Consider the following 26735-nt stretch of genomic DNA (forward strand, 5'->3'; position numbering starts at 1 on the left):
ATCGTTGACGTTCTTCGCGAGCAAGCTCGCTCCTACAAAAAAAGGCCCCATCAGGCAGCCAGCCCCAACGCCCCCCCCCGTAATTGAATGGACTCGCCCAAGCCGAGGCGTCTGTGCGCCACGGTGGCATTCTTATAGAAAGCCAACGACAGCAAGGGCGAGACCATGAAAAAGCATACGACGATCAACCAGTCTTTGTCAGCCGATGTATCTACCTGCATGAACGTTGCGGTAGATCTTGCCAAAAAGGTCTTTCAGGTGGCCGGTGAGGATGCGCTCGGACAGGTGATATTCGAAGATCGGATCAAGTCACGTGAAGCCTTCCAGGCCTTTCTTCAGAAGCTTCCAGCAAGCGTGACGGTGCTGGTGGAAACCGGGCCAGGCGCTCAAGCATGGGCGCGGTTGCTGCAAGCGCAGGGCAATCCCGTGCGCATCCTGCCCGCTCAGCATGTTGCCAATCATCGCAGCGGCCCGAAAAACGATCGCAATGATGCATTGGCGATCCTGCGTGCAGGCCGCGATTGCACGATATCAGCGGTACCGGTCAAGAGCGCAGCGGCGATGGCGATGCAAGCACTGCACCGAGCCCGGCAGGGATACATTCGGCGACGTACGGCGGTCGGTAATCAGATGCGTGGCTTGTTGCTGGAGCAAGGGGTCTCTATGGCGCAGGGCGAAACAGCCATCAGCCAACGTGTCCCTCGAATACTGGAAGATGCTACTCAGCCATTACCCGATTTGCTGCGTGAACTGATCGCCGAGCTGCTAGGAGAATGGGATCAATTGGGCGAACGCGTGAACGTGTTGACTGGTCGGCTCGAAACAGCGGCCAAGCAGAACGAGACCGCCAAGCGGCTGATGACGGTACGCGGAGTGGGGCCGATCATTGCCACAGCGCTACTGGCCAAGCAAACCGAGCCTGAACGCTTCGCCAATGCTCGACAGTTCGCCGCCTACTTCGGGTTGGTACCCAGCCAACACAGTAGTGGCGAGAAGATCCGGTTGGGCAAGATGAGCAAACAGGGTGATGCTTACTTGCGCAGCTTGGCGATCCAAGGTGCCCACGCAGTTCTAAGACAGGTACGACCGGATTCAGAGCAGCCGGACGACCAGCGTCTACAGCGCTGGATATCCCGCCTGGGACGCAAGGAGGCGGCGGTGCGTTTGGCCAACCGCAACCTGCGCATCCTCTGGCGGCTCCTTCAAAATGACCAGACTTATCGTCGCCAACCAGGCAATAGCCAGGAGGCTACGATGAGTCACTGATCTACAGCGTTCTGCCACCGGGGCGTTAAGCCGCTCCAACCCATGCTAAAGAACATTGACCCCTGGTCAGACCGTCGCGAACTGATGCCTGCGCTCCTACCGGCCCTTGAGGCCTAACTGTAATGGGCATATCGCGAGCTGATCCAATGTTGGCCAGAAGCTGTTTGGGCTTCCTCGAATAGGCCTGATACATAGATGCAACCGGGTAACAATGTTTGAAAAGCGGGTTGAATGTGGGGGCGAGTCCATACATAGGAGCGAGCTTGCTCGCGAAAATCCCACAGGCAGCGCGATCCCGCAGAATGCCAGCGCTATCAGGCGATGCCAGATACAAAAACGCCCCGACAAGTCGGGGCGTTTTCATTTACCGCTAGTGCTTAGCGCGGGAATGCAGGTGGGTTGACCCCAGCCATGTCTTCCATCACACGAACCACCTGGCAGCTGTAGCCGAACTCGTTGTCATACCACACGTACAACACAACACGGTTGTCCTGGGTAATGGTCGCTTCTGCGTCCACTACACCGGCGTGGCGCGAGCCAACGAAGTCGGTGGAGACCACTTCCTGGGAATTGACGAAGTCGATTTGCTTGTGCAGATCGGAGTGCAGCGCCATGTAGCGCAGGTACTCGTTCATCTCGTCGCGGGTAGCGGCTTTCTCAAGGTTCAGGTTGAGAATGGCCATCGACACGTTTGGCGTCGGCACACGGATCGCGTTACCGGTCAGCTTGCCGGCCAGCTCAGGCAAGGCCTTGGCAGCAGCGGTGGCAGCACCGGTCTCGGTGATCACCATGTTCAACGCAGCGCTGCGACCACGGCGATTGCCCTTGTGGAAGTTGTCGATCAGGTTCTGGTCGTTGGTGTACGAGTGAACGGTTTCGACGTGGCCGTTGACGATGCCGAACTTGTCATTGACAGCCTTCAGCACCGGCACGATGGCGTTGGTGGTGCAGGAAGCGGCGGACACGATCTTGTCTTCAGCGGTGATTTCGGCATGGTTGATGCCGTGAACGATGTTCTTCAGCTTGCCCTTGCCAGGTGCGGTCAGGACAACGCGGGCAACCCCTGGACAAGTCAGGTGCTGACCCAGACCTTCGGCGTCGCGCCATACGCCGGTGTTGTCCACCAGCAGAGCGTCCTTGATGCCGTACTGGGTGTAATCCACCTCGGTCGGATTCTTCGCGTAGATCACCTGGATCAGGTTACCGTTGGCGGTGATGGTGTTGTTTTCTTCGTCGATGACGATGGTGCCGTTGAACGGACCGTGTACCGAGTCGCGACGCAACAGGCTCGCGCGCTTGGCCAGGTCGTTCTCGGCGCCTTTGCGCACCACGATGGCGCGCAGGCGCAGGCCGTCGCCGCCACCGGTCTTGCCGATCAGGATGCGGGCCAGCAGGCGGCCGATACGACCGAAGCCGTAGAGCACAACATCGGTGCCTTTGCGGGCCGAGGCGTTCTGCTTGCCAACCACGTCGGCCATTTCTTCACGCACGAACTGCTCGACGGAACGGCCATTGGCCTGGGCGCGGAATTTGGCAGCCAACTTGCCCAGGTCTACCGAAGCCGCGCCGAGCTTGAGCTCGCTCATGGCCTTAAGCAGAGGGAATGTTTCGTGGACGGAGAGTTCGCTGTCATTGGCAGAACGGTGGCGAGCAAAGCGATGCGCCTTGAGAATCGCAATGACTGACTGGTTGATCAGGCTGCGGCCATAGATCGAGCTCACCACATTGTTATTGCGGTACAGCTGACCGATAAGCGGGATCATCGCTTCAGCGAGTGCTTCACGGTCGATCCATTCACCAAGACACTGGTCGGGCTTCTGAGTCACGGGAACCTTCCACATGTAGGGGCTGAAAAAAGGGGCTACATTATGCCGCCCGGCCGCCTCCGGAGCAATGCGCGTCCCACAACAAAAAGCGCTCACCCAAAAAAGCCACCCCGCTACAGCCCAGCAAATACGCGGGCTTCAGAAGGCCATCAGTGGAACGAGCCAAGGGACTTATCCGTAACCCTCCGAAAACCATATGCCTTTTGGCACTACATATTGAGTCAAACCACGCCATTGTTTGTCTTAGCCACCACATTTCTCACAAACCGTAATAGGCTCAGTCAGCAACTGACAGGCGGCACCTGGGGCCGTTACAATTACCGACTTTGTCGCAACGCTTGGAGCTCAACCTTCCGTGCCCGTTCTGCGTCTACCGCAACTCCCTGCCGCGGCAGGTAAACAGCACTGGGGCAATTTGCCCGGTGCCGCCCTGAGCCTGGCCATCGCCGAGGCTGCCAGCGCAGCCAAGCGCTTTACCCTGCTGCTCACCGCCGACAGCCAAAGCGCCGAACGGCTGGAGCAGGAGCTGAGCTTCTTCGCCCCCGATTTGCCGGTGCTGCACTTTCCCGACTGGGAAACCCTGCCCTACGACCTGTTTTCGCCGCACCAGGACATCATCTCCCAGCGCATCGCCAGCCTTTACCGCCTGCCGGAACTGGCCCATGGCGTGCTGGTGGTGCCGATCACCACGGCGCTGCACCGCCTGGCGCCGACCAAGTTCCTGCTGGGCAGCAGCCTGGTGCTGGATATCGGCCAGAAGCTCGACGTGGAGCAGATGCGCACGCGACTGGAGGCCAGTGGCTACCGCTGCGTCGACACGGTCTATGAACACGGCGAATTCGCGGTGCGCGGCGCGCTGATCGACCTGTTCCCGATGGGCAGCAAGTTGCCATACCGCATCGACCTGTTCGATGACGAAATCGAGACCCTGCGCACCTTCGATCCGGAAAACCAGCGTTCCATCGACAAAGTAGAGTCGATCAAGCTGCTGCCGGCGCGGGAATTCCCCTTGCAGAAAGACGCGGTGACGCGCTTCAAGGCGCGCTTTCGCGAGCGCTTCGACGTCGACTTCCGCCGCTGCCCGATCTTTCAGGACCTGAGCAGCGGGATTACCCCGGCCGGTATCGAGTACTACCTGCCGCTGTTCTTCGACGAAACCTCCACCCTCTTCGACTATCTGCCCCAGGACACCCAGGTGTTCTCGCTGCCGGGTATCGAACAGGCGGCGGAAAACTTCTGGAACGATGTACGCAACCGCTACGAAGAGCGCCGCGTCGATCCATCCCGTCCTTTATTGCCGCCCGCCGAATTGTTCCTGCCGGTCGAAGACTGCTTCGCCCGCCTGAAAAACTGGCCGCGCGTGGTCGCCAGCCAAGAGGACGTGGACGCCGGCAGCGGCCGCACGCGCTTCCCCGCGCAAACCCTGCCGAACCTGGCGATTGAAGCCAAGGCCAGCCAGCCGCTCGAAGCGCTGTCCAACTTCTTGGGTGACTTCCCTGGCCGCGTGCTGTTCACCGCCGAATCGGCCGGGCGCCGCGAAGTGCTGCTGGAACTGCTGGAACGCCTGAAGCTGCGCCCGAAAACCGTCGACAGCTGGCCGGACTTTGTCGCGAGCAAGGATCGCCTGGCAATCACCATCGCGCCGCTGGACGAAGGCCTGCTGCTGGACGACCCGGCCCTGGCCCTGATCGCCGAAAGCCCGCTGTTCGGCCAGCGCGTGATGCAGCGTCGCCGCCGCGAAAAACGCGCCGACGCCAACAACGACGCGGTGATCAAAAACCTCACCGAACTGCGCGAAGGCGCGCCGGTGGTGCACATCGACCACGGTGTCGGCCGCTACCTGGGCCTGCAGACCCTGGAAATCGACAACCAGGCCGCCGAATTCCTCACCATGGAATACGCCGAAGGCGCCAAGCTGTATGTGCCGGTGGCCAACCTGCACCTGATCGCCCGCTACACCGGCAGCGACGACGCCCTCGCGCCGTTGCACCGCCTGGGCTCAGAGACCTGGCAGAAAGCCAAGCGCAAGGCCGCCGAACAGGTGCGCGACGTCGCCGCCGAGTTGCTCGACATCTATGCCCGCCGCGCCGCGCGCGAAGGTTATGCGTTCGCCGACCCGAAGGCCGACTACGCCACCTTCAGCGCCGGTTTCGCCTTCGAAGAAACCCCGGACCAGCAAACCACCATCGAAGCGGTGCGCGCCGACATGCTCGCACCCAAGCCGATGGACCGCCTGGTCTGCGGCGACGTGGGCTTCGGCAAGACTGAAGTCGCGATGCGCGCCGCCTTCATCGCGGTGCATGGCGGCAAGCAAGTGGCGATCCTGGTGCCGACCACCCTGCTCGCCCAGCAGCACTACAACAGTTTCCGCGACCGTTTTGCCGACTGGCCCGTCACCGTCGAAGTCATGAGCCGCTTCAAGTCCGCCAAGGAAGTGAATGCCGCCGTCGCCGATTTGGCGGAAGGCAAGATCGACATCGTGATCGGGACGCACAAGCTGCTGTCGGACGATGTGAAGATCAAGAACCTGGGCCTGGTGATCATCGACGAAGAACACCGCTTCGGCGTGCGCCAGAAAGAACAGCTCAAGGCCCTGCGCAGTGAAGTCGACATCCTGACCCTCACCGCAACGCCGATTCCGCGCACGCTGAACATGGCGGTGTCGGGCATGCGTGACCTGTCGATCATCGCCACCCCACCGGCGCGACGCCTGTCGGTGCGCACCTTCGTGATGGAACAGAACAACAGCACCGTCAAGGAAGCGCTGCTGCGTGAATTGCTGCGCGGCGGGCAGGTGTACTACCTGCACAACGACGTAAAAACCATCGAGAAATGCGCCGCCGACCTCGCCGAACTGGTGCCGGAAGCCCGCATCGCCATCGGCCACGGGCAGATGCGCGAGCGCGACCTCGAACAGGTGATGAGCGACTTCTACCACAAGCGCTTCAACGTGCTGATCGCCTCGACCATCATCGAGACCGGCATCGACGTACCGAGCGCCAACACCATCATCATCGAGCGCGCCGACAAGTTCGGCCTGGCACAACTGCACCAGTTGCGCGGCCGCGTCGGACGCAGTCACCACCAGGCCTACGCCTACCTGTTGACGCCACCGCGCCAGCAAATCACCGGCGACGCGGAAAAACGCTTGGAAGCCATCGCCAACACCCAGGACCTGGGCGCCGGCTTCGTGTTGGCCACCAACGACCTGGAAATCCGTGGCGCCGGCGAACTGCTGGGCGACGGCCAGAGCGGGCAGATCCAAGCCGTGGGTTTCACCCTGTATATGGAGATGCTCGAACGTGCGGTGAAAGCCATCCGCAAAGGCGAGCAACCGAACCTGGATCAACCCCTGGGCGGCGGTCCGGAGATCAACCTGCGCTTGCCGGCATTGATTCCCGAAGACTACCTGCCGGATGTGCACGCGCGGCTGATCCTGTACAAGCGCATTGCCTCGGCCACCGACGAAGAAGGCCTCAAGGACCTGCAGGTCGAGATGATCGACCGCTTCGGCCTGCTGCCCGAACCGACCAAGAACCTGGTGCGCCTGACCCTGCTCAAATTGCAGGCCGAGCAACTGGGGATCAAGAAGGTCGACGCCGGGCCGCAGGGTGGGCGCATTGAGTTCGAAGCGCAGACGCCGGTGGACCCATTGGTGCTGATCAAGCTGATCCAAGGCCAGCCCAACCGCTACAAGTTCGAAGGGGCTACGCTGTTCAAGTTCATGGTGCCGATGGAACGTGCAGAAGAACGCTTCAATACCCTGGAGGCGCTGTTCGAGCGCCTCATCCCGAAATCTGTTTGAAGGACGCCCCAATGCGCGTGTTCCGCATTCTGAGCCTGATGTTGGTGGTACTCGCACCCTCGGCCTACGCCGACAGCCCGTACCAAGTGGAAATGATCCTGGTGCGCCAGAACGCGGAACCGGAGCTAAGCAGCCGCGCCGCGCCGGAGGACTGGGACGCCGGGGCCGTGCACCTGGGCGATAAAATGAGCCCGCCGCGCCTGAGTACGATCGTCGACAAACTGCGTGCAGATACCAACTACACCGTGCTCGCCCACAAGGCCTGGGAGCAGAATCTCGGTGAACAGCCGGTAAAAATCGCGATCACCGAGGGCCCGGAACAGTTCGGTCAGTTTCCCATTGAGGGCGTGCTGAGCCTGCAACTGGGTCGTTTCACCGATATCGATGCGGACTTCTGGATCAACCGCTTCGACAGCAACGGCAGCGTGATCGCCAGCGAGCACATGGCCCAAAAGGACGTGCGCACCAAAAACAACCAGCTCAACTATCTGGACGGCGGCCACCTGGCGCTGCTGATCAAGATCACTTCGCTGACCGCCAAACCACCCAGCGCACCACCGCCCGACATTCAGGACTGATCCCGCGCCATGTCCCTGACGTCGTCGCTGACCAAACCCCTGGCCCCCTCGTGGGCCAATCGCTTCAAAGAGCAAAGCCTGGAGCGTGGGCGGCGTTATGCGCTGGAGAACCGCGTGCGCATCGTCGAGTGCGGCGACAGCACCATCGTCGCCAGTTGCGAGGGGTCGGGCAGCAACGTCTACCGGCAGACCATTACCCTGCGCGAATCAGCCAAGGGCACCTTGATCCTGGTGGACAGTCGCTGTACGTGCCCAGTGCACACCAACTGCAAACATATTGCCGCCGTGCTGCTCAAGGTTCAGGAAACCCTGGCCTACCCGGCCGCTGCCCAGGACGCTGAACTGCTGGAAAAACTCCAGGCCGTGCTGGACAACCGTGTGGCGCTGCCACAGGTGGTGATGGAGGATGTACTGCCCGTTCCGCGCTTGTGGCTGGCCAGCGCCGAATTCAGTGCGTTCGAGCCGCGCAACGGCAAGATGCAACGTTACATCCAGCACCGCGCAGCGTTGTCGTTCAACTATCTGGGCAACTATGTCAGCGGGCAAAAGAACGCTGACATCATCGTGCGCCAGGAAACCCAGAGCCTGCGCATCAAGCGCCATCCCGAGCTGGAGCAACCGTATCGCGAGCAACTGCGCCTGCTTGGCTTCAAGATCGCCACACGCCAGAGCAAGGCCTTGCCGGAAAGCGCCGGCGAGCTGTTCGAGATGGTCAATGACAGCGCGTGGCTGAACTTCACCCTCAACGCATCGCCGACACTGCGGGCCGAAGGCTGGGAAATGCAGATCGACGACGACTTCGGTTTCGACCTGAGCCCGGTGGAGGACTGGTATGCCACCGTCGACGAAGGGCCGGAGCGTGACTGGTTCGACCTGGAGCTGGGGATCATCGTCAACGGCGAACGCCTGAGCCTGCTGCCAATCCTGCTCAACCTGATGCGCTCCCACACCGAAATCCTCTTCCCGGAAAAAATCGCCCGGCGGCGTGATGATGAGCTGATCCTGGTGAATATCCCCGCCCTACCCAATGGCGGCCATGGCCCGCTGCAAGTGGCGTTGCCCTATGGCCGACTGAAACCGGTACTGGCAACCCTCGGTGAGTTTTACCTGCAGGAACCCGGCGCCACCACGCTGCGCCTGGCAAAAGCCGATGCGATCCGCCTGAACCCGCTGGAAGACCTGCCCTTGCAATGGGAGGGTGGCGAAAAGATTCGCAACTTTGCCCAGCGCCTGCGGGACATCAAGAACTTCACCTGCGCGCCCCCCGAAGGCTTGAACGCAACGCTGCGGCCTTACCAGCTCGAAGGCTTGAGCTGGATGCAGTCGCTGCGTCAGCTGGAGGTAGGCGGGATTCTTGCGGATGACATGGGCCTGGGCAAAACCCTGCAGACCCTGGCGCACATCCTTACTGAAAAAGCCGCCGGACGCCTGGACCGGCCCTGCATGGTGGTGATGCCCACCAGTCTGATCCCCAACTGGCTCGACGAGGCGGCGCACTTCACCCCGCAACTCAAGGTGCTGGCGCTGTACGGCGCCGGGCGCAAAAAACACTTCGCGAGCCTGCAAGACTACGACCTGCTGCTGACCACCTACGCGCTACTGCCCAAGGACATCGAACAGCTCGCGCCCCTGCCCTTGCACGTTTTGATCCTCGACGAAGCCCAGTACATCAAGAACCCATCCAGCAAAGCGGCCCAAGCGGCGCGCGAGCTGAACGCACGGCAGCGCCTGTGCCTGAGCGGCACACCGCTGGAAAACCACTTGGGTGAGTTGTGGTCACTGTTCCACTTCCTGCTGCCGGGCTGGCTTGGCGACCTCAAGAGCTTCAACCGCGATTACCGCGCGCCGATCGAAAAGCGCGGCAGCGATGTACGATTGCAGCACCTCAACGGTCGGATCAAACCCTTCCTGCTGCGCCGGACCAAGGAACAGGTGGCGACGGAATTACCGCCCAAGACCGAGATCATCCATTGGGTCGACCTCAATGAAGCCCAGCGCGACGTGTACGAAACCATGCGCCTGGCCATGGATAAAAAAGTCCGCGACGAAATCACCCGCAAAGGCGTGGCGCGCAGCCAGATCATCATTCTTGAAGCGCTGCTCAAGTTGCGCCAGGTGTGCTGCGACCTGCGCCTGGTCAACGACGCCAGCCTGCCCTCCCGTGGCAGCAGCTCGGGCAAACTCGACAGCCTGATGGAAATGCTCGAGGAACTGTTCGCCGAAGGGCGTCGGATCCTGTTGTTCTCCCAGTTCACCTCGATGCTGAGCCTGATTGAACTCGAGCTGAAAAAACGCGGCGTCGCCTACGCGCTGCTGACCGGCCAGACCCGCGATCGGCGCACACCGGTGAAGGATTTCCAGAGCGGCAAGCTGCAGATCTTTCTGATCAGCCTGAAGGCGGGCGGTGTAGGCCTGAACCTGACCGAAGCCGACACCGTGATCCACTACGACCCCTGGTGGAACCCGGCCACGGAAAACCAGGCCACCGACCGTGCGTATCGCATTGGCCAGGAGAAACCGGTGTTCGTGTACAAGATGATTGCCCGAGGCACAGTGGAAGAGAAAATTCAGCACCTGCAGAAAGAAAAGTCCGACCTTGCAGCGGGCGTGCTGGATGGGCGGACCACGGGGGATTGGCAGTTGGGCAATGAGGATATCGAGGCGCTGTTTGCGCCGTTGCCCAATAAGCAGGAAAAACGTTGACGGCTAGACCGTCTTCGCGAGCAAGCCAGCTTGCTCACGAAGGACATGCCTGGGCTGTCAGTCGATCAACTGCGCATCCCGCAACGCAGTCAGCGCCGTCAGCCACCGCGGGTCTTGTTTGTAGTCCGTCGAGGCAATCGCCTGGCCCCGCATCCGCGCAATCCGCGCCGACGGCGTGACCTTCATCCGCTGGGCCGCACTGAGCGCCAGCTCGGCCGCCGCACGATCATTGCACACCAGACCCATGTCGCAACCGGCAGTCAGCGCCGCTTCAATCCGACTGGCCGCGTCACCGACCACATGGGCACCGGCCATGGACAGATCGTCACTGAAAATCACCCCGTCAAACTGCAACTCACCGCGCAGGATGTCCTGTAACCAGCGACGCGAGAAACCCGCGGGCTGAGCATCGACTTGCGGGTAAATCACGTGGGCCGGCATCACCGCTGCCAATTGCCGGCTCAGGCGTGCGAAAGGCACCAGATCATTGGCGCGAATATCCTCCAGACTGCGCTCATCATTGGGAATCGCAACGTGGGAATCGGCCTCAGCCCACCCGTGACCCGGAAAGTGTTTGCCGGTGGCGGCCATGCCGGCGCTGTTCATGCCACGGATAAAGGCACCGGCAAGCACGGCGGCGCGCTCGGGGTTACCTTCGAAGGCACGGGTGCCGACCACGGCGCTGCGTTGATAGTCCAGGTCCAGCACCGGGGCGAAGCTCAGGTCCAGGCCAACGGCCAGGACTTCAGTAGCCATGATCCAGCCACACTGCTCGGCCAGGTATTCGGCGTTGGGGTTGTCCGCCAGCGCGCGCATGGCCGGCAGGCGCACAAACCCCTGGCGCAAACGCTGCACGCGACCGCCCTCCTGGTCGACCGCCAGCAGCAAGTCCGGGCGCACGGCACGAATCGCCGCGCTCAACTCCCGCACCTGGCGCGGGTGCTCGATATTGCGCGCAAAAATGATCAGACCGCCCACCTCAGGCTGGCGCAACAGGTGGCGATCTTCGGCCGTCAGCCATGTGCCGGCAATGTCGACCATCAAAGAACCTTGCAGGGCAGCAGTCATAAACCTTCCTTAAATAACGCACACAATCCATCGCCCTCGCGGCGCGACAAGCGCGGCGAGAACGACGGATTGCGAGTAAATAGCTGAATTCGGCATGGGCGGCTAGCTTAGCGGATGCCAGCGGCCACGCCCACCCGGGACGGTCAAACCTTCGCGGGGATTGAAGTGGATTTGCTACGCGGACGCAATTGAGCGGCGACCATGGCCTGGTCGGTCACGCCGGTTTCGGCGCGCATGCCGGCCGCGAGGAACGGTACCATCAGGCGCATCACCTGCTCGATGGAAGTGTTGACGCCGAAATCGGTCTCGGCAATCGCCCGCAACGCTTTGATCCCGGACATGCTGAAGGCTGCGGCGCCAAGCATGAAGTGCACGCGCCAGAACAATTCGATCGGAGGAATACGCGGTGCGGCTTCGTTGACCAGCAACATATAGCGGCGGAACACCTTGCCGTACATGTCTTCCAGGTAACGGCGCAGGTGGCCCTGGCTCTGACTGAAGGCCAAGCCCAACAGGCGCATGAAGATCGACAGGTCGTTACCGCTGCGCGGTTGCACCACCAGCGCTTGCTCAACGAGGATTTCCAACAGTTCTTCCAGGCTTGGCTTATGGTCGGCCTTGGCCTGGCGGCGCTCGAGCTCACGGTCGAGACTCGCACAGAATGGCCCCAGGAAACGTGAGAACACCGCTTGGATCAGGGCTTTTTTCGAGCCGAAATGATAGTTCACGGCGGCAAGATTGACCCCTGCCTTGCTGGTGATCAGCCGCAATGAAGTTTCAGCAAATCCTTTTTCCGCGAACAATTGCTCAGCAGCATCGAGAATGCGTTCAACGGTTTCCGACTGGGCCATGGCTACTCCGCCTGACAAACACTTGTTTGAAACATACGTTTCAGCCTGTGTCTTGTCAAGCCTGTGGGTTCGCTTTCCGGCCGGGCAGTCACCTATTTGAGCGCTATTTAATCACATCCTTTCGACTCTGTAGGCAGCGCTATCTCTGCCGTGTAGGAGAGATAACCGATGACCGTCCAGCGGACGCGCAAAAAAGGATGATTGCCAAGCACAGTCCACTGTATATAATCCCAGTCACTGTATAAAAAGACAGAGCGATCAACATGCTAAAACTGACGCCACGCCAAGCTGAGATTCTGGCTTTTATCAAGCGCTGCCTCGATGACAACGGCTACCCGCCGACACGAGCGGAAATTGCGCTGGAACTGGGGTTCAAATCCCCCAATGCCGCCGAGGAACACCTCAAGGCCCTCGCTCGCAAAGGCGCGATCGAGATGACCCCAGGTGCCTCGCGGGGTATTCGCATCCCGGGCTTCGAAGCCAAGGCTGACGAATCGACCCTGCCGATCATCGGTCGCGTCGCTGCCGGTGCGCCGATCCTGGCGCAGCAGCACGTCGAGGAATCCTGCAACATCAACCCGACCTTCTTCCATCCCCGCGCCGACTACCTGCTGCGGGTCCATGGCATGAGCATGAAGGACGTGGGCATTTTCGATGGCGACCTGCTGGCCGTCCACACCACCCGCGAAGCCCGTAACGGCCAGATCGTCGTCGCCCGTATCGGCGATGAAGTCACCGTCAAACGCTTCAAGCGCGAAGGCAGCAAGGTCTGGCTCCTGGCCGAGAACCCTGAGTTCGCCCCGATTGAAGTCAACCTGAAAGACCAGGACCTGGTGATCGAAGGCCTGAGCGTCGGCGTCATTCGCCGCTAAAGGAGGCATCATGCAGCTCGTTCACACCCCACAACACACACAACTGTCGCTTTTCGAGGCCTTTATGGCCCAACCCCTTGCGCCGATCCTCAAGGAAACGGTCGAGGCGCCCTGGAGCGCCGAACCCGAGGTGTTCAGTGAGCTGTCGTTGCGCGGTGCGGCCGGGAGCTGCCTGAGCCTGCTGGCACCGATTCTTCGCGAGTTGAGCGAGGAGCAGGATGCCCGCTGGCTGACGCTGATCGCACCGCCCGCCAGCCTGACCCAGGCCTGGCTGCGGGACGCAGGTCTCAACCGCGAGCGCATCCTGTTGCTGCAACCCCGCGGCACCCAAAGCGCCCAGCAATTAACCTGCGAAGCCTTGCGCCTGGGCCGCAGCCATACGGTGGTGAGCTGGCTGAACCCGCTGAACGCGACTGCCAAGCAACAACTGATCAGCGCCGCACGTACAGGCGATGCACAGAGCTTGAATATCCGATTGGGGTAATCTGGTGAGCAGGCTTGCTCACCCTGAAACTCAGTGAAGAACCCGCGGCCCATCCTCTTTTTCCGGCTCGCCTTCCGCCAGGCGACCGGCCATCTGCACACCAACACTCAACATGGCTTTTGCCACTTCAACGTGTTGGCCTTGCAGGAACACTTTTGCATCTTCGGAAAAATCCAGAATAACCAGAGAACCTTCGTCCTCAGCACGGCGCAGCTCGATTCGGCCGTCAGGCAACTCAACAATTTCCAGAAAGGACGTCGGCATAAAAGTCTGTTCTCCACGAAAGGCAGGGATTATATCAGTCATCCGCCCGGCCTCGCTGAGGATCTGAGGGGGTTTCTTTACGGCTTGATGAACGGTGCACACGAAATCGAACCCGTCTTCAGCACTCGTTCAGGCCCTCACGAAAGCGCAGCGCCATCTTTTTCAGTTCCTGGCGCCAACCCTCCAGCTCTTCCCGACTCAGTGGCTTGGGCTCATCCTCTTCCAGCGTAACCGCCACGATCAGCGGCTGTGTCACGTCGCCCTTGGGCACGCGGGGAATTCGCGGTGGCTGGAACATGTCGGCATGGGCTTTGAGTAAACGTGCGACCCAACTGTCCGGGTTTTGGGCCATTTCCACCAACTCGGCGAGCTCTGGGATGGCCATGGTCTCCAGCACTTCGCGGCTGATGATCATTTCCGCGCGGGGCGAACCGGCCTGGGGCAAGCGGTAGAACCCGGCAATCTCATGGCACAACCCCAGCAAGGCACCATACAGGTGGAACAAGGCGGCTTCACGCCCCGCCAGAAGCAGCGCGATGGCGTTCATCTCTTTCCCTTCCTCGGCGCGGCCAAGGGCTTCCAGGGACAAACCCGCGAAATAAATTTTCTGGTTGGTACGGGTATAGAGTTCGTTGGCCATGACGGCAATCTCCACAACGAATAGGCGTGATGCTGATATGTAGGAGCAAACTTGCTCGCGAAAAACCTGGGGCCGCCGTTGGGCATCAAGTTTTTCGCGTAATCGTTAACGACCTTCGCGAACAAGCTCGCGGCTACAGCAAGCAAAAGCCGTCTATGCAGACGGCTTTTAGCGTTAACAGACTAGCCGATCAAGCGCCCTGGCGCTTGTCCTCGACCTTCCACTTGCCGCCGTCGTAGAACGCCTTCCAACCGGTAGGCTTACCGTCCACTTCGGTCTGCACGTACTGCTCCTTGGTCTTGCGGCTGTAGCGGATCACGGCCGGGCGACCGTCCGGGTCCTTCTTCGGCGCTTCACACAGGAAGTGGTACTTCGGATCGATCTCATCCTTGTGCGGCACGATCTCCAGCACCAACGGTGCACGGGTCTCGCGGTTTTTCGGGAACTGGCTGGCAGCCAGGAACAGCCCCGAGGCACCATCACGCAGGATGTAGGTGTCGTTGACCTTCTCGCACTTGAGTTCAGGCATTTTCACCGGGTCCATCTTCGGCGGCGCCGCATCACCGCTTTTCAGCAGTTTGCGGGTGTTCTTGCAGGTCGGATTGGTGCAACCGAAGAACTTGCCGAAACGGCCGGTCTTGAGTTGCATCTCGCTGCCGCACTTGTCGCATTCCAGGCTCGGGCCTTCGTAGCCCTTGATGCGGTAGCTGCCCTCTTCGATCTCGTAACCGTCGCAATCCGGGTTGTTACCGCAGATGTGCAACTTGTGTTTCTCGTCCAGCAGGTAAGCATCCATCGCCGTGCTGCAGATCGGGCAACGGTGCTTGCCACGCAGCACCAGCGACTCGGACTCACCCTCGTCATCGGCAGCGATCTCATCGCCCGGCACCAGGTTGACGGTGGCCTTGCAGCGCTCTTTCGGCGGCAGGCTGTAGCCCGAGCAACCGAGGAACACGCCGGTGGACGCGGTACGAATCTGCATCGGCCGGCCACAGGTCAGGCACGGGATGTCGGTCATGACCGGCTGGTTGGCGCGCATGCCGCTCTCAGGGCTTTCGGCCACTTCGAGCTTCTTCTTGAAGTCGCCGTAGAACTCGTCCAGCACGTTTTTCCAGTCGCGCTCGCCTTGGGCCACGTCGTCGAGGTTCTCTTCCATACCGGCGGTGAAACCGTAGTCCATCAGGTTGGAGAAGCTCTCGGACAGACGCTCGGTGACGATGTCGCCCATTTTTTCCGAATAGAAGCGACGGTTGTGCAGCGCCACGTAGCCACGGTCCTGGATGGTGGAGATGATCGCCGCATAGGTCGACGGACGACCGATACCGCGCTTCTCCATCTCTTTCACCAAGCTGGCTTCCGAATAACGCGCCGGCGGCTTGGTGAAGTGCTGGGATGGGTCGAGCTTGATCAGCTTCAGCGTGTCGCCCTGGGCCATGTCCGGCAGTACATCGTCATCGCCGGGCTTGGCGATCTGCGGCATGACGCGGGTGTAGCCGTCGAACTTGAGGATACGGCCCTTGGCACGCAGCTCGAAGTCGCCGGCGCCCACGCTGACGGTAGTGGACAGGTATTGCGCCGGCAGCATCTGGCAGGCCAGGAACTGGCGCCAGATCAGTTCGTAGAGGCGCTCAGCGTCACGCTCCATGCCACTGAGCTTGCTTGGCTCGGTATTGGCATCGGAAGGCCGGATCGCTTCGTGAGCCTCCTGGGCGCCTTCTTTGCTGCTGTAGACGTTCGGCTTCTCCGGCAGGTACTTCTTGCCGAATTCGCTTTCAATATAAGTACGCGCCATCGCCACCGCGTCTTGCGACAGGTTGGTGGAGTCGGTACGCATATAAGTGATGTAGCCGGCTTCGTACAAACGCTGGGCCATCATCATGGTTTTCTTCACACCGAAGCCCAGGCGGTTGCTCGCGGCCTGTTGCAGGGTGGAGGTGATGAACGGCGCCGACGGCTTGCTGCTGGTCGGTTTGTCTTCGCGCTTGACGATGCTGTAGCTGGAGGATTTGAGTTTCTCCAACGCTGCCATGGCCTGGGCTTCGTTCAGCGGCTTGAAGGCCTCGCCTTTTTCGCGGGCCACTTCAAAGCGCACGTTGGCACCCTTGGCGGTGCCCAGGTCAGCGTGGACTTCCCAATATTCTTCGGGGTTGAACGCACGGATCTCGCGCTCACGCTCCACCACCAGCTTTACCGCGACCGATTGCACACGACCGGCGGACAGGCCACGGGCGATCTTGGCCCACAGCAGCGGCGAGACCATGTAACCCACGACGCGGTCGAGGAAACGACGGGCCTGCTGGGCGTTGACACGATCGATATCCAGCTCGCCCGGCTTGGAGAAGGCTTCCTGGATGGCTTTCTTGGTGATCTCGTTGAACACCACGCGCTTGTAGCGGCTGTCATCACCGCCGATGGCTTCCCGCAGGTGCCAGGCAATGGCTTCCCCTTCGCGGTCCAAGTCCGTCGCGAGATAGATGGTGTCGGCATCTTTGGCGAGCCGGCGCAGCTCTTCGATGACCTTTTCCTTGCCCGGAAGGATTTCATACTTGGCCTTCCAGCCATGTTCCGGGTCCACACCCATACGCGAGACCAGCTGCTTGCGCGCTTTCTCTTTAGGCGTGAGCACCGGACCTTCGCCCGCGGCCGCCTTGCCGCGCTTGGCGGCAGGCTCCTTGCTGGCGCTAGCCGAACCGCTGGTGGGCAGGTCTCGGATATGGCCGATACTCGACTTCACCACGTACTCGTTACCCAAGTACTTGTTGATGGTCTTGGCCTTAGCCGGGGATTCCACAATGACCAGCGATTTGCCCATGGATCGGAAAATTCCTGAATTCGAGAAGTGAAAGGCAGTTGGCGCCTGACGCGGCAACGCTATATATAGTGGCAACAAGGTGAGGTCAAGCGCAGCAGTCTGCGCGACCTGCCGTTATTGCCCTGAAAAAAGACTGGGTTCGGCCTGGACCAAAGCAAAGCGCGGGACCTGTTCGCCGTCAACTTCGACGGACTCGAGGAACATGCTCAAAGGGCGCACCCAAAAGCCGTAATCGCCATACAGTGCTTGGTAGAACACCACTTCTTCTTCGGTCTCGGAGTGCCGCGCCACATTAAAAACGCGGTACTGCGGACCTTTATAATGTTGATAGAGCCCCGGTTCGACTTTCATGTTTTGGCCCCCTTACAAAATTTGTTAAAAAAAATAATAAAAATACCGAAAAACAAAAACCGGGGCACTGGGCCCCGGCTTCCGTCAACCCGACGCTTAGATGCGTTCGAAGACGGTGGAAATGCCTTGGCCGAGACCAATGCACATGGTTGCAACCCCGAGGTTGCCGCCATTTTGCTTCATCACATTGAGCAAAGTGCCGGAAATACGTGCACCGGAGCAACCGAATGGGTGGCCCAGGGCAATCGCACCGCCGTGCAGGTTAACCTTCTCATTCATCTTGTCGAGTACTTTCAGATCTTTCAGCACGGGCAAGGCCTGTGCGGCGAAAGCTTCGTTGAGCTCGAAGAAGTCGATATCGGCGATGGTCAGGCCTGCGCGCTTCAAGGCTTTTTGCGTGGCCGGTACTGGACCATAGCCCATGATTGCCGGGTCCACACCCGCCACCGCCATCGAACGAATCACCGCCATCGGCTGGATGCCCAGGTCCTGGGCACGCTGCGCCGACATCACGATCATGCACGAGGCACCATCAGTGATTTGCGACGAAGTACCCGCGGTCACGGTGCCGCCCTTCGGATTGAACGCTGGCTTCAAGGCCGCCAGGCTTTCCAGGGTGGTGTCCGGACGAATGGTCTCGTCGTAGTCGAACAGTTTCAGGAAACCGTTCTCGTCGTAGCCGTTCATCGGGATGATTTCATCCTTGAACTTGCCTTCCACGGTTGCCTTGTGGGCGAGCTGGTGGGAACGCAGGCCGAATGCATCCTGGGCTTCGCGGGTGATGCCGTGCATCTTGCCGAGCATTTCCGCGGTCAGGCCCATCATGCCCGAGGCTTTGGCCGCATACAGCGACATGTGCGGGTTAGGATCGACGCCGTGCATCATGCTGACGTGGCCCATGTGCTCCACGCCACCGACCACGAATACATCGCCGTTGCCGGTCATGATCGCCTGGGCGGCAGTGTGCAGTGCGCTCATCGACGAACCACACAGGCGGCTGACCGTCTGGGCAGCCGAAGTGTGCGGAATCTGGGTCAGCAAGGAGGCCATGCGGGCGATGTTCCAGCCCTGCTCCAGGGTCTGGTTGACGCAGCCCCAGATCACGTCTTCGACTTCGTTCGGGTCGACCTTGACGTTACGCTCCAGCAATTTGCTGATCAGGTGCGCCGACATGTCTTCGGCGCGGGTGTTGCGGTGCATGCCGCCCTTGGAGCGGCCCATCGGCGTGCGACCGAAGTCGACAATCACAACGTCTCTTGGATTCAAGCTCATAAATATTCTCGCTCAAGTGTATGGGACGCTTAACCGAAGAAGCTCTGGCCATTCTTGGCCATCTCACGCAGCTTCGCGGTCGGGTGGTACAGCGGGCCCAAATCAGCGTATTGATCAGCCAGGGCAACGAACTCAGCCACACCGATCGAATCGATGTAACGCAGCGCACCACCACGGAATGGAGGGAAACCAATACCGTACACCAGGCCCATATCGGCTTCGGCGGCGGTCTCGACGATGCCGTCTTCCAGGCAACGCACGGTTTCCAGGCACAGGGCGATCATCATCCAGTTGATGATGTCCTCGTCGGACACCTCACGCTGTTCGTAGATGATCGGAGCAAGCACTTCGTGTACCGACGGATCGGCGACCTTCTTCTGCTTGCCCTTCTTGTCGGTCTCGTAGGCGTAGAAGCCCTTGCCGTTCTTCTGGCCCAGGCGCTTGGCCTCGTAGAGCGCGTCGATCGCCGAGCGGCGCTCGTCTTTCATGCGGTCCGGGAAGCCTTCAGCCATCACGTCGCGACCGTGGTGGCCGGTGTCGATGCCGACCACGTCCATCAGGTACGCCGGGCCCATGGGCCAGCCGAATTTTTCCATGACCTTGTCGATACGCACGAAGTCCACACCGGCGCTGACCAGCTTGGCGAAACCGCCGAAGTACGGGAACAGCACGCGGTTGACCAAAAAGCCCGGGCAGTCGTTGACCACGATCGGGTTCTTGCCCATTTTCTTGGCGTAGGCAACGGTGGTGGCGATCGCCAGCTCACTGGACTTCTCGCCACGGATCACTTCCACCAGCGGCATCATGTGCACCGGGTTGAAGAAGTGCATGCCGACGAAGTTTTCCGGACGCTTGAGGGCCTTGGCCAACAGTGAGATAGAAATGGTCGAGGTGTTGGACGCCAGGATGGTGTCGTCTTTGACCTGGGCTTCCACTTCTGCCAGCACGGCTTGCTTGACCTTCGGATTTTCCACAACCGCTTCGACCACTAGGTCGACATGGCCGAAATCGCCGTAGGACAAGGTAGGACGAATGCCGTTGAGCACTTCAGCCATTTTCGCCGCAGTCATGCGACCTTTATCAACACGACCCACCAGCAGCTTGGCGGCTTCTGCCAGGCCCTGCTCGATGCCGTGTTCGTTGATGTCTTTCATCAGGATCGGCGTGCCTTTGGACGCCGACTGATAAGCGATACCGCCACCCATGATGCCGGCGCCGAGCACGGCGGCCTGCTTCACATCCTTGGCGACTTCATCGTAGGCCTTGGCCTTTTTCTTCAGTTCCTGATCGTTCAGGAACAGGCCGATCAGGCTCTGGGCCGCAGAGGTCTTGGCCAGTTTGACGAAACCTGCCGCTTCCACTTCCAGGGCTTTGTCGCGACCGAAGTTCGCGGCTTTCTGGATAGTCTTGATCGCCTCGAGCGGCGCAGGGTAATTCGGGCCCGCCTGGCCAGCCACGAAACCTTTGGCGGTTTCGAACGACATCATTTGTTCGATGGCGTTGAGCTTGAGTTTTTCCAGCTTCGGCTGACGCTTGGCCTTGTAGTCGAATTCGCCGCTGATGGCGCCCTTGATCAGGTTCAGCGCGGCTTCGGCCAGTTTTTCCGGGGCAACCACAGCATCGACGGCACCGACTTTCAGCGCGTCCTCAGCCTTGTTTTCCTTACCGGCGGCGATCCACTCGATGGCGTTGTCGGCCCCAATGATGCGCGGCAGGCGCACGGTGCCGCCGAAACCTGGGTAGATGCCCAGCTTGACTTCAGGCAGGCCGATTTTGGCCGTGGCCGACATGACACGGAAGTCTGCCGCCAGGCACATTTCCAGGCCGCCGCCCAACGCGATGCCATTGATCGCGGCAACGGTCGGGACGTTGAGGTCTTCGAAATCGCTGAAAATCTTGTTGGCTTCGAGGTTGCCAGCCACCAGCTCGGCATCGGGCAGCTTGAAGTTGTCGACGAATTCGGTGATGTCAGCGCCGACGATAAACACGTCCTTGCCGCTGGAGACGATCACGCCCTTGACCGAAGCATCTGCTTTGATGGTGTCTACGGCCTGACGCAGTTCGTTCAGGGTTAGACGGTTGAACTTGTTGACGGACTCACCCTTGAGGTCGAATTTCAATTCGACGATGCCACTTTCAAGAGCCTTAACCGTGATGGCTTTACCTTCGTAAATCATCAACTGATCTCCACGATATGGAAGCTGAACAGTACACATCGGACGCTGGCCTCTGGTTGGACATTGATAGTTGCGTCAATGCTCACCCCAATGCGCCAGGCACACCCGCCAATGCGATAGTCGGGATTCTGTATGAGCGGTCTGACAGACAAACGCTCAATTCATACGCCCGTTTGATTTGGGTACGCCACCTTCATCCAATTCCGGACAATTGTCAATCGCTCGAAAGGCTGGGGAAAACGCGACTTTCCAGTCATTTTCCGAACCTCGACCCGAAGGCCGCGCGTCGTCAATATCCGACTATTCACGAAATCAATAATAAAAAATGTGTGGGAAAAAACTGTACAGAACCGGATATGCCGCTAGGCTAGCGACAACCGTAACGCGCCTGGATGAATATCCGACGCAGGAAACACAGATTTACCGGCCTGCCTGGCCAACCCCAGCCCGATGATGATGTCGGGCTTTTTATTACCTGCGATTCAAGGCTCCCGTAGGAGCGAGCTTGCTCGCGAAGATCGTCAACGATAACGCGCGCATCCAGAATGTATGCGTCGCTCTTGCGTTTTTCGCGAGCGAGCTCCTACAAGGGATGTGTCAGGCCAGGGCCTTGAGCAGCGCGTCGATGTCCTTCAATACGCTCGCCTCGCCTTTCTCGCCCCAGTACAGGGCGATCATTTGCTCGTCGGCCTCGACCTTGTAGACGTTGGCCGGCAGCGTCGCAAAATACGGCAACAACTTCTCGTCCACACATTCTTCACGCCACCGATTGACCCACACCCCCGGCTCCGACTGCCAATAACTCCATGTCGCCGGCGCACTGCCGCGCCGCGGTCGACAGTACTGCGCACACGGGCTCGGCGGTTCCTGCTTGAGCCAGTGCGGCCACTCCTGAGGGGCCAATTGCATGGCCAGGCCGATGCGGCGCGCTTCCATGCGCAGGGCCATGCGCCCGCTCTGATGGCGCGACGGGCGCAGCCATGCCAGGGGGCTCAGAACCACCACAAGGATTGACACCACTATCCAGACCGTCATATGTGTACTCCCGATTTTCTAGATGAGCGGATTTGACTTGATGCAAAACCTTCCGCTTGGAAAGCAGCCATACTGAATCTATTGCAGTCCCCTGGAGGTACGCCCCATGTCATACGAACATATTCTGGTCGCCGTAGACCTGACCGAAGAGTGCGATCCAGTGATCAAACGCGCCCGCGCCGTCGCCATCGCTTGCGGGGCAAAACTGTCACTGGTGCATATCGTAGAGCCGATGGCCATGGCCTTTGGCGGCGACGTGCCTATGGACCTTTCCCAATTGCAGCAACAACAGTTCGACCAGGCCAAGGAACGGGTTGAACGCTTGACGCTTAAATACCCCGAAGTGACCAAGGAAAACGCCCACCTCACCTACGGCCAACCGCGCCAGGAAATCCATCAAATCGCCAAGGAACACCACTGCGACCTGATCGTGGTCGGCAGCCATGGTCGCCACGGCCTCGCGCTGCTGCTCGGTTCTACCGCCAATGATGTACTGCACGGTGCGCCATGCGATGTGCTGGCCGTAAAACTGATCAAAGACACCAGCAAGTAATACCGATACGAAAAGCCCGGCGCTCACTTACGTGAACGCCGGGCTTTTTATTGCATGGGGATCAATCAGGCATCCAGCTCGGCCCAACGCTCCACCAACGCTTCCAGCTCCTGGTTCAGCGTTTCCAGGGAAGCGATGACGGCGGCGGTTTCCGCCGCCGGGCGCAGATAGAACCCCGCGTCAGCCATTTGCGCTTCGACCGCAGCGATCTGCTGCTCCTTGGCGTCGATCTCACCCGGCAAGGCTTCCAGCTCACGCTGCAGCTTGTAGCTGAGCTTCTTCTTGGCAGCCGGGGCCGCTTCAGGGGCCGGTGCAGGGGCGGCGGCAGGCGTCACCACTGCCGACGTGAGGTCGGCCTTGCCGGACTTGCTCTCGGTCACGCCCAGCAGACGCGGCGAACCGCCCTGGCGCAGCCAGTCCTGGTAACCGCCGACGTATTCACGCACCTTGCCTTCACCTTCGAAGACCAGGGTGCTGGTGACCACGTTGTCGAGGAATGCCCGGTCGTGGCTGACCATCAGCACAGTGCCGTTGAAGGTCAGCAGGACCTCTTCCAGCAGCTCGAGGGTTTCCACGTCGAGGTCGTTGGTCGGTTCGTCGAGTACCAGCAGGTTCGCGGGTTTGCTGAACAGTTTGGCCAGCAGCAGCCGCGCGCGCTCGCCGCCGGACAAGGCTTTCACCGGCGTACGTGCACGCTGCGGGCTGAACAGGAAATCGCCCAGGTAGCTGAGTACGTGGCGGCTCTGGCCGTCGATGTCGATAAAGTCGCGACCTTCGGCGACGTTGTCGATCACGGTTTTTTCCAGGTCCAACTGGTGGCGCAACTGGTCGAAGTAGGCCACGTCGATGCGCGTGCCCTCTTCCACCGTGCCGCTGGTCGGCTTCAGGCCGCTGAGCATCAACTTGAGCAAGGTGGTCTTGCCGGTGCCGTTGGCGCCCAGCAGGCCGATACGGTCGCCGCGCTGCAGGACCATCGAGAAGTCCTTGATCAGGAACGGGCCGTCTGGGTGATGGAAGCTGACGTTTTCCAGCACCATCACTTGCTTGCCGGACTTGTCGGCGGTATCCAGCTGGATATTGGCCTTGCCGGTCCGCTCACGACGCTCGCTGCGCTCGACGCGCAGGGCCTTGAGGGCGCGCACGCGGCCTTCGTTACGGGTGCGGCGGGCCTTGATGCCCTGGCGGATCCAGACTTCTTCCTGGGCCAGTTTCTTGTCGAACAGCGCGTTGGCGGTCTCTTCGGCGGCCAGTGCGGCCTCTTTGTGCACCAGGAAGCTGGCGTAGTCGCCGTTCCAGTCGATCAGGCCGCCACGGTCCAGTTCGAGAATGCGCGTGGCCAGGTTCTGCAGGAAAGACCGGTCGTGGGTGATGAACAGCACGGCGCCCTGGAAATCCTTGAGGGCTTCTTCGAGCCAGGCGATGGCACCGATGTCCAGGTGGTTGGTCGGTTCGTCGAGCAGCAGCAGATCCGGCTCGGACACCAGTGCCTGGGCCAGCAGCACGCGACGACGCCAGCCGCCGGACAATTCGGCGAGGGTTTTATCGGCCGGCAACTGCAGGCGGCTCAAGGTGCTGTCCACCAGTTGCTGCAAGCGCCAGCCGTCACGGGCTTCGAGGTCTTGCTGGACGTGCATCAGCTTGTCCAGGTCTTCCTCGGTGACGCAGTTCTGCGCCAGGTGATGGTATTGCGCCAGCAACTCACCGACACCGTCCAGGCCTTCCGCGACCACGTCGAACACTGTCCGTCCGTCGGCCACCGGCAATTCCTGCGGCAATTCGCCGATCTTGAGGCCCGGAGCGCGCCAGACAGAGCCGTCATCGGGCTTCTGGTCGCCTTTCACCAGCTTCATCATGCTGGATTTACCGGTGCCGTTGCGGCCGATGATGCACACCCGCTCACCACGGGCGATCTGCCAGGACACCTTGTCCAACAACGGCATAGCGCCGAAAGCAAGGGACACATCGCTGAATTTGAGCAGGGTCATACGCTTCTCCAAAAACTGGGCGCGCATTCTACCTGACTTGAGGGTGGGATGCGGCCAGCATTTTCGCTGTCGAGACGTTCTGTAGGACATTTCCGGCGAACTTCAATGAACCGCCCAGCAAAGCTTTCGCGGGCCGCTGGCAAAAGGCTAAGCTAGTGGTAATCAGTGTCGGCGGTGCCGGTGCTAGTCGTGATTTCTTTGCACGGACGTCTCATGCGCAGTCGCCTTTTCAACTTTTTATCTTGTCTGCTTCTTTCTGCCACCGCCGCTCAATCGGCCCTGGCCGTGGACATCACTACTCAACGTCAATATTACGATGAAGCCAAACGCGCCCTGGCCAGGGGCGATACCGGCCCTTACATGCAATACAGCCAGGCCCTGGCCGATTACCCGCTGACGCCTTATCTGGCTTACGACGAACTGACCGCCCGCCTGAAGAGCGCCAGCAACGAGGAAATCGAACAGTTCCTCGCCAAAAACGGCGACCTGCCCCAAGCCAACTGGATGAAGCTGCGTTGGTTGCGCTGGCTGGCCGACCGTGGCGACTGGCAGACCTTTGAAAAGTATTACGACCCCAAGCTCAATTTCGTCGAACTCGATTGCCTGCATAGCCAATTCCAGCTGACCCACAACCTCAAGGCCGAAGGCTACAAGACCACCGAAAAACTCTGGCTGACCGGTAAATCCCAACCGGCGGCCTGTGATGCCACGTTCGCGCAGTGGGCCGCGGATGGCCAACTCACCGAACAGAGAATCTGGGACCGCGCCAAGCTCGCCGCCGAAGCCCGCAACTACGCGCTGGCCAACAGCCTGGTGAAAACCCTGCCGACCCTCGGCGCCCAAGGCCGCCTGATGGTGGACGTAGCGCAAAAGCCCGAGATGCTCAGCGACCCGTCGCGCTTCCTGCCGGCCACCGAGGCGATGTCTGACGCCGTGGGCCTGGGCCTTCGCCGCCTGGCACGCCAGGACCCCGACAAGGCAATGGCCATGCTCGACGGCTATGCCAGCAGCATGCACTTCTCCCGTGACGAAAAAGTCGCGATTGCCCGTGAGATCGGTCTGACCCTGGCCAAGCGCTTCGACCCACGCGCCCTTGAGGTGATGACCAAGTACGACCCCGAGTTGCGCGACAACACCGTTTCCGAATGGCGCCTGCGCCTGCTGTTGCGCCTGGCTCGCTGGGAAGATGCCTACCAACTTACGCGCAAACTCCCGCAGGACCTGGCCACTACCAACCGCTGGCGTTACTGGCAGGCCCGTAGCCTGGAACTGGCCGAGCCGGCAAATCCGCAAGCCCTGGTGCTGTACAAGAACCTGTCGCGGGAGCGGGATTTCTATGGATTCCTCGCCGCTGACCGTTCCAAAGCGCCATACCAGTTGGTGAACAAACCGCTGTTGATGAGCCAGGCGCTGATCAACAAAGTGCGCAATACCCCTGGCGTGCGCCGTGCCCTGGAGTTTTATGCACGGGGCCAGGTGGTGGATGGCCGCCGCGAGTGGTACCACGTGAGCCGTCACTTCAACCGCGACGAAATGGTCGCCCAGGCCCGGTTGGCCTATGACATGAAGTGGTACTTCCCGGCGATCCGCACCATCAGCCAGGCCCAGTACTGGGATGACCTGGACATCCGCTTCCCGATGGCCCATCGCGACACCCTGGTGCGCGAAGCCAAGGTCCGCGGCCTGCATTCGAGCTGGGTGTTCGCCATCACCCGCCAGGAAAGCGCATTCATGGACGACGCGCGCTCCGGCGTCGGCGCCAGCGGCCTGATGCAACTGATGCCCGGCACCGCCAAGGACACCGCGCGCAAATTCAGCATCCCCCTGGCTTCCCCGACCCAGGTGCTCGACCCGGACAAAAACATCCAGCTCGGCGCCGCCTATCTGAGTCAAGTGCATAGCCAGTTCAACGGCAACCGCGTGCTCGCTTCCGCCGCCTACAACGCCGGCCCCGGCCGCGTACGCCAATGGTTGCGCGGTGCCGACCACCTGAGTTTCGACGTATGGGTGGAGAGCATCCCGTTCGACGAAACCCGCCAATACGTGCAGAACGTGCTGTCTTATTCGGTGATCTACGGGCAGAAGCTCAATTCGCCGCAGCCGTTGGTGGATTGGCATGAGCGGTATTTCGATGATCAATAAAGCCTGACGCACACACGAAAATGCCCGCATCGAAGGATGCGGGCATTTTTT

General features: G+C 60.4%; 19 protein-coding genes. 8 read left to right on the forward strand and 11 right to left on the reverse strand.

Annotated features, from left to right (window positions below; genetic code table 11):
* Window positions 1-165: 165 nt before the first annotated feature.
* Window positions 166-1266, forward strand: a complete 1101-nt coding sequence (locus BLR63_RS14315; protein WP_042948040.1) for an IS110 family RNA-guided transposase — start codon at window positions 166-168, stop codon at window positions 1264-1266.
* Window positions 1267-1643: 377 nt separating this feature from the next.
* Here BLR63_RS14315 and BLR63_RS14320 read toward each other — a convergent pair whose 3' ends face one another.
* On the reverse strand, window positions 1644-3107 hold the full coding sequence (locus tag BLR63_RS14320) for a glyceraldehyde-3-phosphate dehydrogenase (protein WP_042946537.1): 1464 nt from the start codon (window positions 3105-3107) through the stop codon (window positions 1644-1646).
* A 340-nt stretch (window positions 3108-3447) separates the two neighbouring features.
* Between BLR63_RS14320 and mfd the strand changes: the two genes are divergently transcribed.
* Genes mfd through BLR63_RS14335 form a run of 3 tightly spaced genes read left to right on the forward strand, consistent with a single transcriptional unit; the run spans window position 3448 to window position 10178 of the window.
* Window positions 3448-6897, forward strand: coding sequence for a transcription-repair coupling factor (gene mfd / locus BLR63_RS14325; RefSeq protein ID WP_010563756.1), 3450 nt, complete (start codon window positions 3448-3450; stop codon window positions 6895-6897).
* 11 nt (window positions 6898-6908) lie between these two features.
* A complete protein-coding gene (locus BLR63_RS14330; protein ID WP_010563755.1) occupies window positions 6909-7475 on the forward strand; it encodes a CsiV family protein in 567 nt (188 codons plus the stop codon).
* Between the two features lie 9 nt (window positions 7476-7484).
* Entirely contained in the window at window positions 7485-10178 is a 2694-nt protein-coding gene (locus BLR63_RS14335) for a DEAD/DEAH box helicase (RefSeq protein ID WP_010563754.1), read from the forward strand.
* Between the two features lie 57 nt (window positions 10179-10235).
* Here the strand turns inward: BLR63_RS14335 and nagZ are convergent, their stop codons facing one another.
* On the reverse strand, window positions 10236-11234 hold the full coding sequence (nagZ, locus tag BLR63_RS14340; protein ID WP_193384739.1) for a beta-N-acetylhexosaminidase: 999 nt from the start codon (window positions 11232-11234) through the stop codon (window positions 10236-10238).
* Between the two features lie 155 nt (window positions 11235-11389).
* On the reverse strand, window positions 11390-12097 hold the full coding sequence (gene psrA / locus BLR63_RS14345) for a transcriptional regulator PsrA (protein WP_010563752.1): 708 nt from the start codon (window positions 12095-12097) through the stop codon (window positions 11390-11392).
* 263 nt (window positions 12098-12360) lie between these two features.
* Here psrA and lexA point away from each other — a divergent pair, with 263 nt between their 5' ends.
* Both lexA and sulA read left to right on the forward strand, forming a co-directional pair.
* On the forward strand, window positions 12361-12969 hold the full coding sequence (lexA, locus tag BLR63_RS14350) for a transcriptional repressor LexA (RefSeq protein WP_003172575.1): 609 nt from the start codon (window positions 12361-12363) through the stop codon (window positions 12967-12969).
* Between the two features lie 10 nt (window positions 12970-12979).
* Window positions 12980-13453, forward strand: coding sequence for an SOS-induced cell division inhibitor SulA (sulA, locus tag BLR63_RS14355; RefSeq protein WP_010563751.1), 474 nt, complete (start codon window positions 12980-12982; stop codon window positions 13451-13453).
* Window positions 13454-13483: 30 nt separating this feature from the next.
* Here the strand turns inward: sulA and BLR63_RS14360 are convergent, their stop codons facing one another.
* The 7 genes from BLR63_RS14360 to BLR63_RS14390 form a co-directional block, all read right to left on the reverse strand.
* The gene (locus BLR63_RS14360) at window positions 13484-13717 is read right to left on the reverse strand and encodes a hypothetical protein (RefSeq protein WP_010212068.1); all 234 of its coding nucleotides are present in this window, start codon (window positions 13715-13717) and stop codon (window positions 13484-13486) included.
* A 118-nt stretch (window positions 13718-13835) separates the two neighbouring features.
* A complete protein-coding gene (locus tag BLR63_RS14365; protein ID WP_010563750.1) occupies window positions 13836-14357 on the reverse strand; it encodes a DUF6586 family protein in 522 nt (173 codons plus the stop codon).
* A 190-nt stretch (window positions 14358-14547) separates the two neighbouring features.
* The gene (gene topA, locus BLR63_RS14370) at window positions 14548-17169 is read right to left on the reverse strand and encodes a type I DNA topoisomerase (RefSeq protein WP_010563749.1); all 2622 of its coding nucleotides are present in this window, start codon (window positions 17167-17169) and stop codon (window positions 14548-14550) included.
* Window positions 17170-17283: 114 nt separating this feature from the next.
* Window positions 17284-17520: a DUF1653 domain-containing protein gene (locus tag BLR63_RS14375; protein WP_010563748.1), complete on the reverse strand. Its 237-nt coding sequence runs from the start codon at window positions 17518-17520 to the stop codon at window positions 17284-17286.
* A gap of 96 nt (window positions 17521-17616) precedes the next feature.
* Window positions 17617-18792, reverse strand: a complete 1176-nt coding sequence (fadA, locus tag BLR63_RS14380) for an acetyl-CoA C-acyltransferase FadA (RefSeq protein WP_010563747.1) — start codon at window positions 18790-18792, stop codon at window positions 17617-17619.
* A 29-nt stretch (window positions 18793-18821) separates the two neighbouring features.
* A complete protein-coding gene (gene fadB / locus BLR63_RS14385) occupies window positions 18822-20969 on the reverse strand; it encodes a fatty acid oxidation complex subunit alpha FadB (protein WP_010563746.1) in 2148 nt (715 codons plus the stop codon).
* 597 nt (window positions 20970-21566) lie between these two features.
* Complete coding sequence (locus BLR63_RS14390; RefSeq protein WP_010563745.1) at window positions 21567-22004, reverse strand: hypothetical protein; 438 nt, start codon at window positions 22002-22004, stop codon at window positions 21567-21569.
* 106 nt (window positions 22005-22110) lie between these two features.
* On the opposite strand from BLR63_RS14390, the gene BLR63_RS14395 reads away from it, so the two are divergent.
* Complete coding sequence (locus BLR63_RS14395) at window positions 22111-22557, forward strand: universal stress protein (RefSeq protein WP_010563744.1); 447 nt, start codon at window positions 22111-22113, stop codon at window positions 22555-22557.
* 65 nt (window positions 22558-22622) lie between these two features.
* On the opposite strand, the gene BLR63_RS14400 is transcribed toward BLR63_RS14395, so the two are convergent.
* Window positions 22623-24542, reverse strand: coding sequence for an ATP-binding cassette domain-containing protein (locus BLR63_RS14400; protein WP_010563743.1), 1920 nt, complete (start codon window positions 24540-24542; stop codon window positions 22623-22625).
* A 213-nt stretch (window positions 24543-24755) separates the two neighbouring features.
* Here BLR63_RS14400 and BLR63_RS14405 point away from each other — a divergent pair, with 213 nt between their 5' ends.
* Window positions 24756-26684 (forward strand): transglycosylase SLT domain-containing protein, encoded by a 1929-nt coding sequence (locus BLR63_RS14405; protein WP_010563742.1) that lies wholly within the window; start codon window positions 24756-24758, stop codon window positions 26682-26684.
* The last annotated feature ends 51 nt before the right edge of the window (window positions 26685-26735 follow it).

This window comes from Pseudomonas extremaustralis, assembly GCF_900102035.1.
GTDB lineage: Bacteria > Pseudomonadota > Gammaproteobacteria > Pseudomonadales > Pseudomonadaceae > Aquipseudomonas > Aquipseudomonas extremaustralis.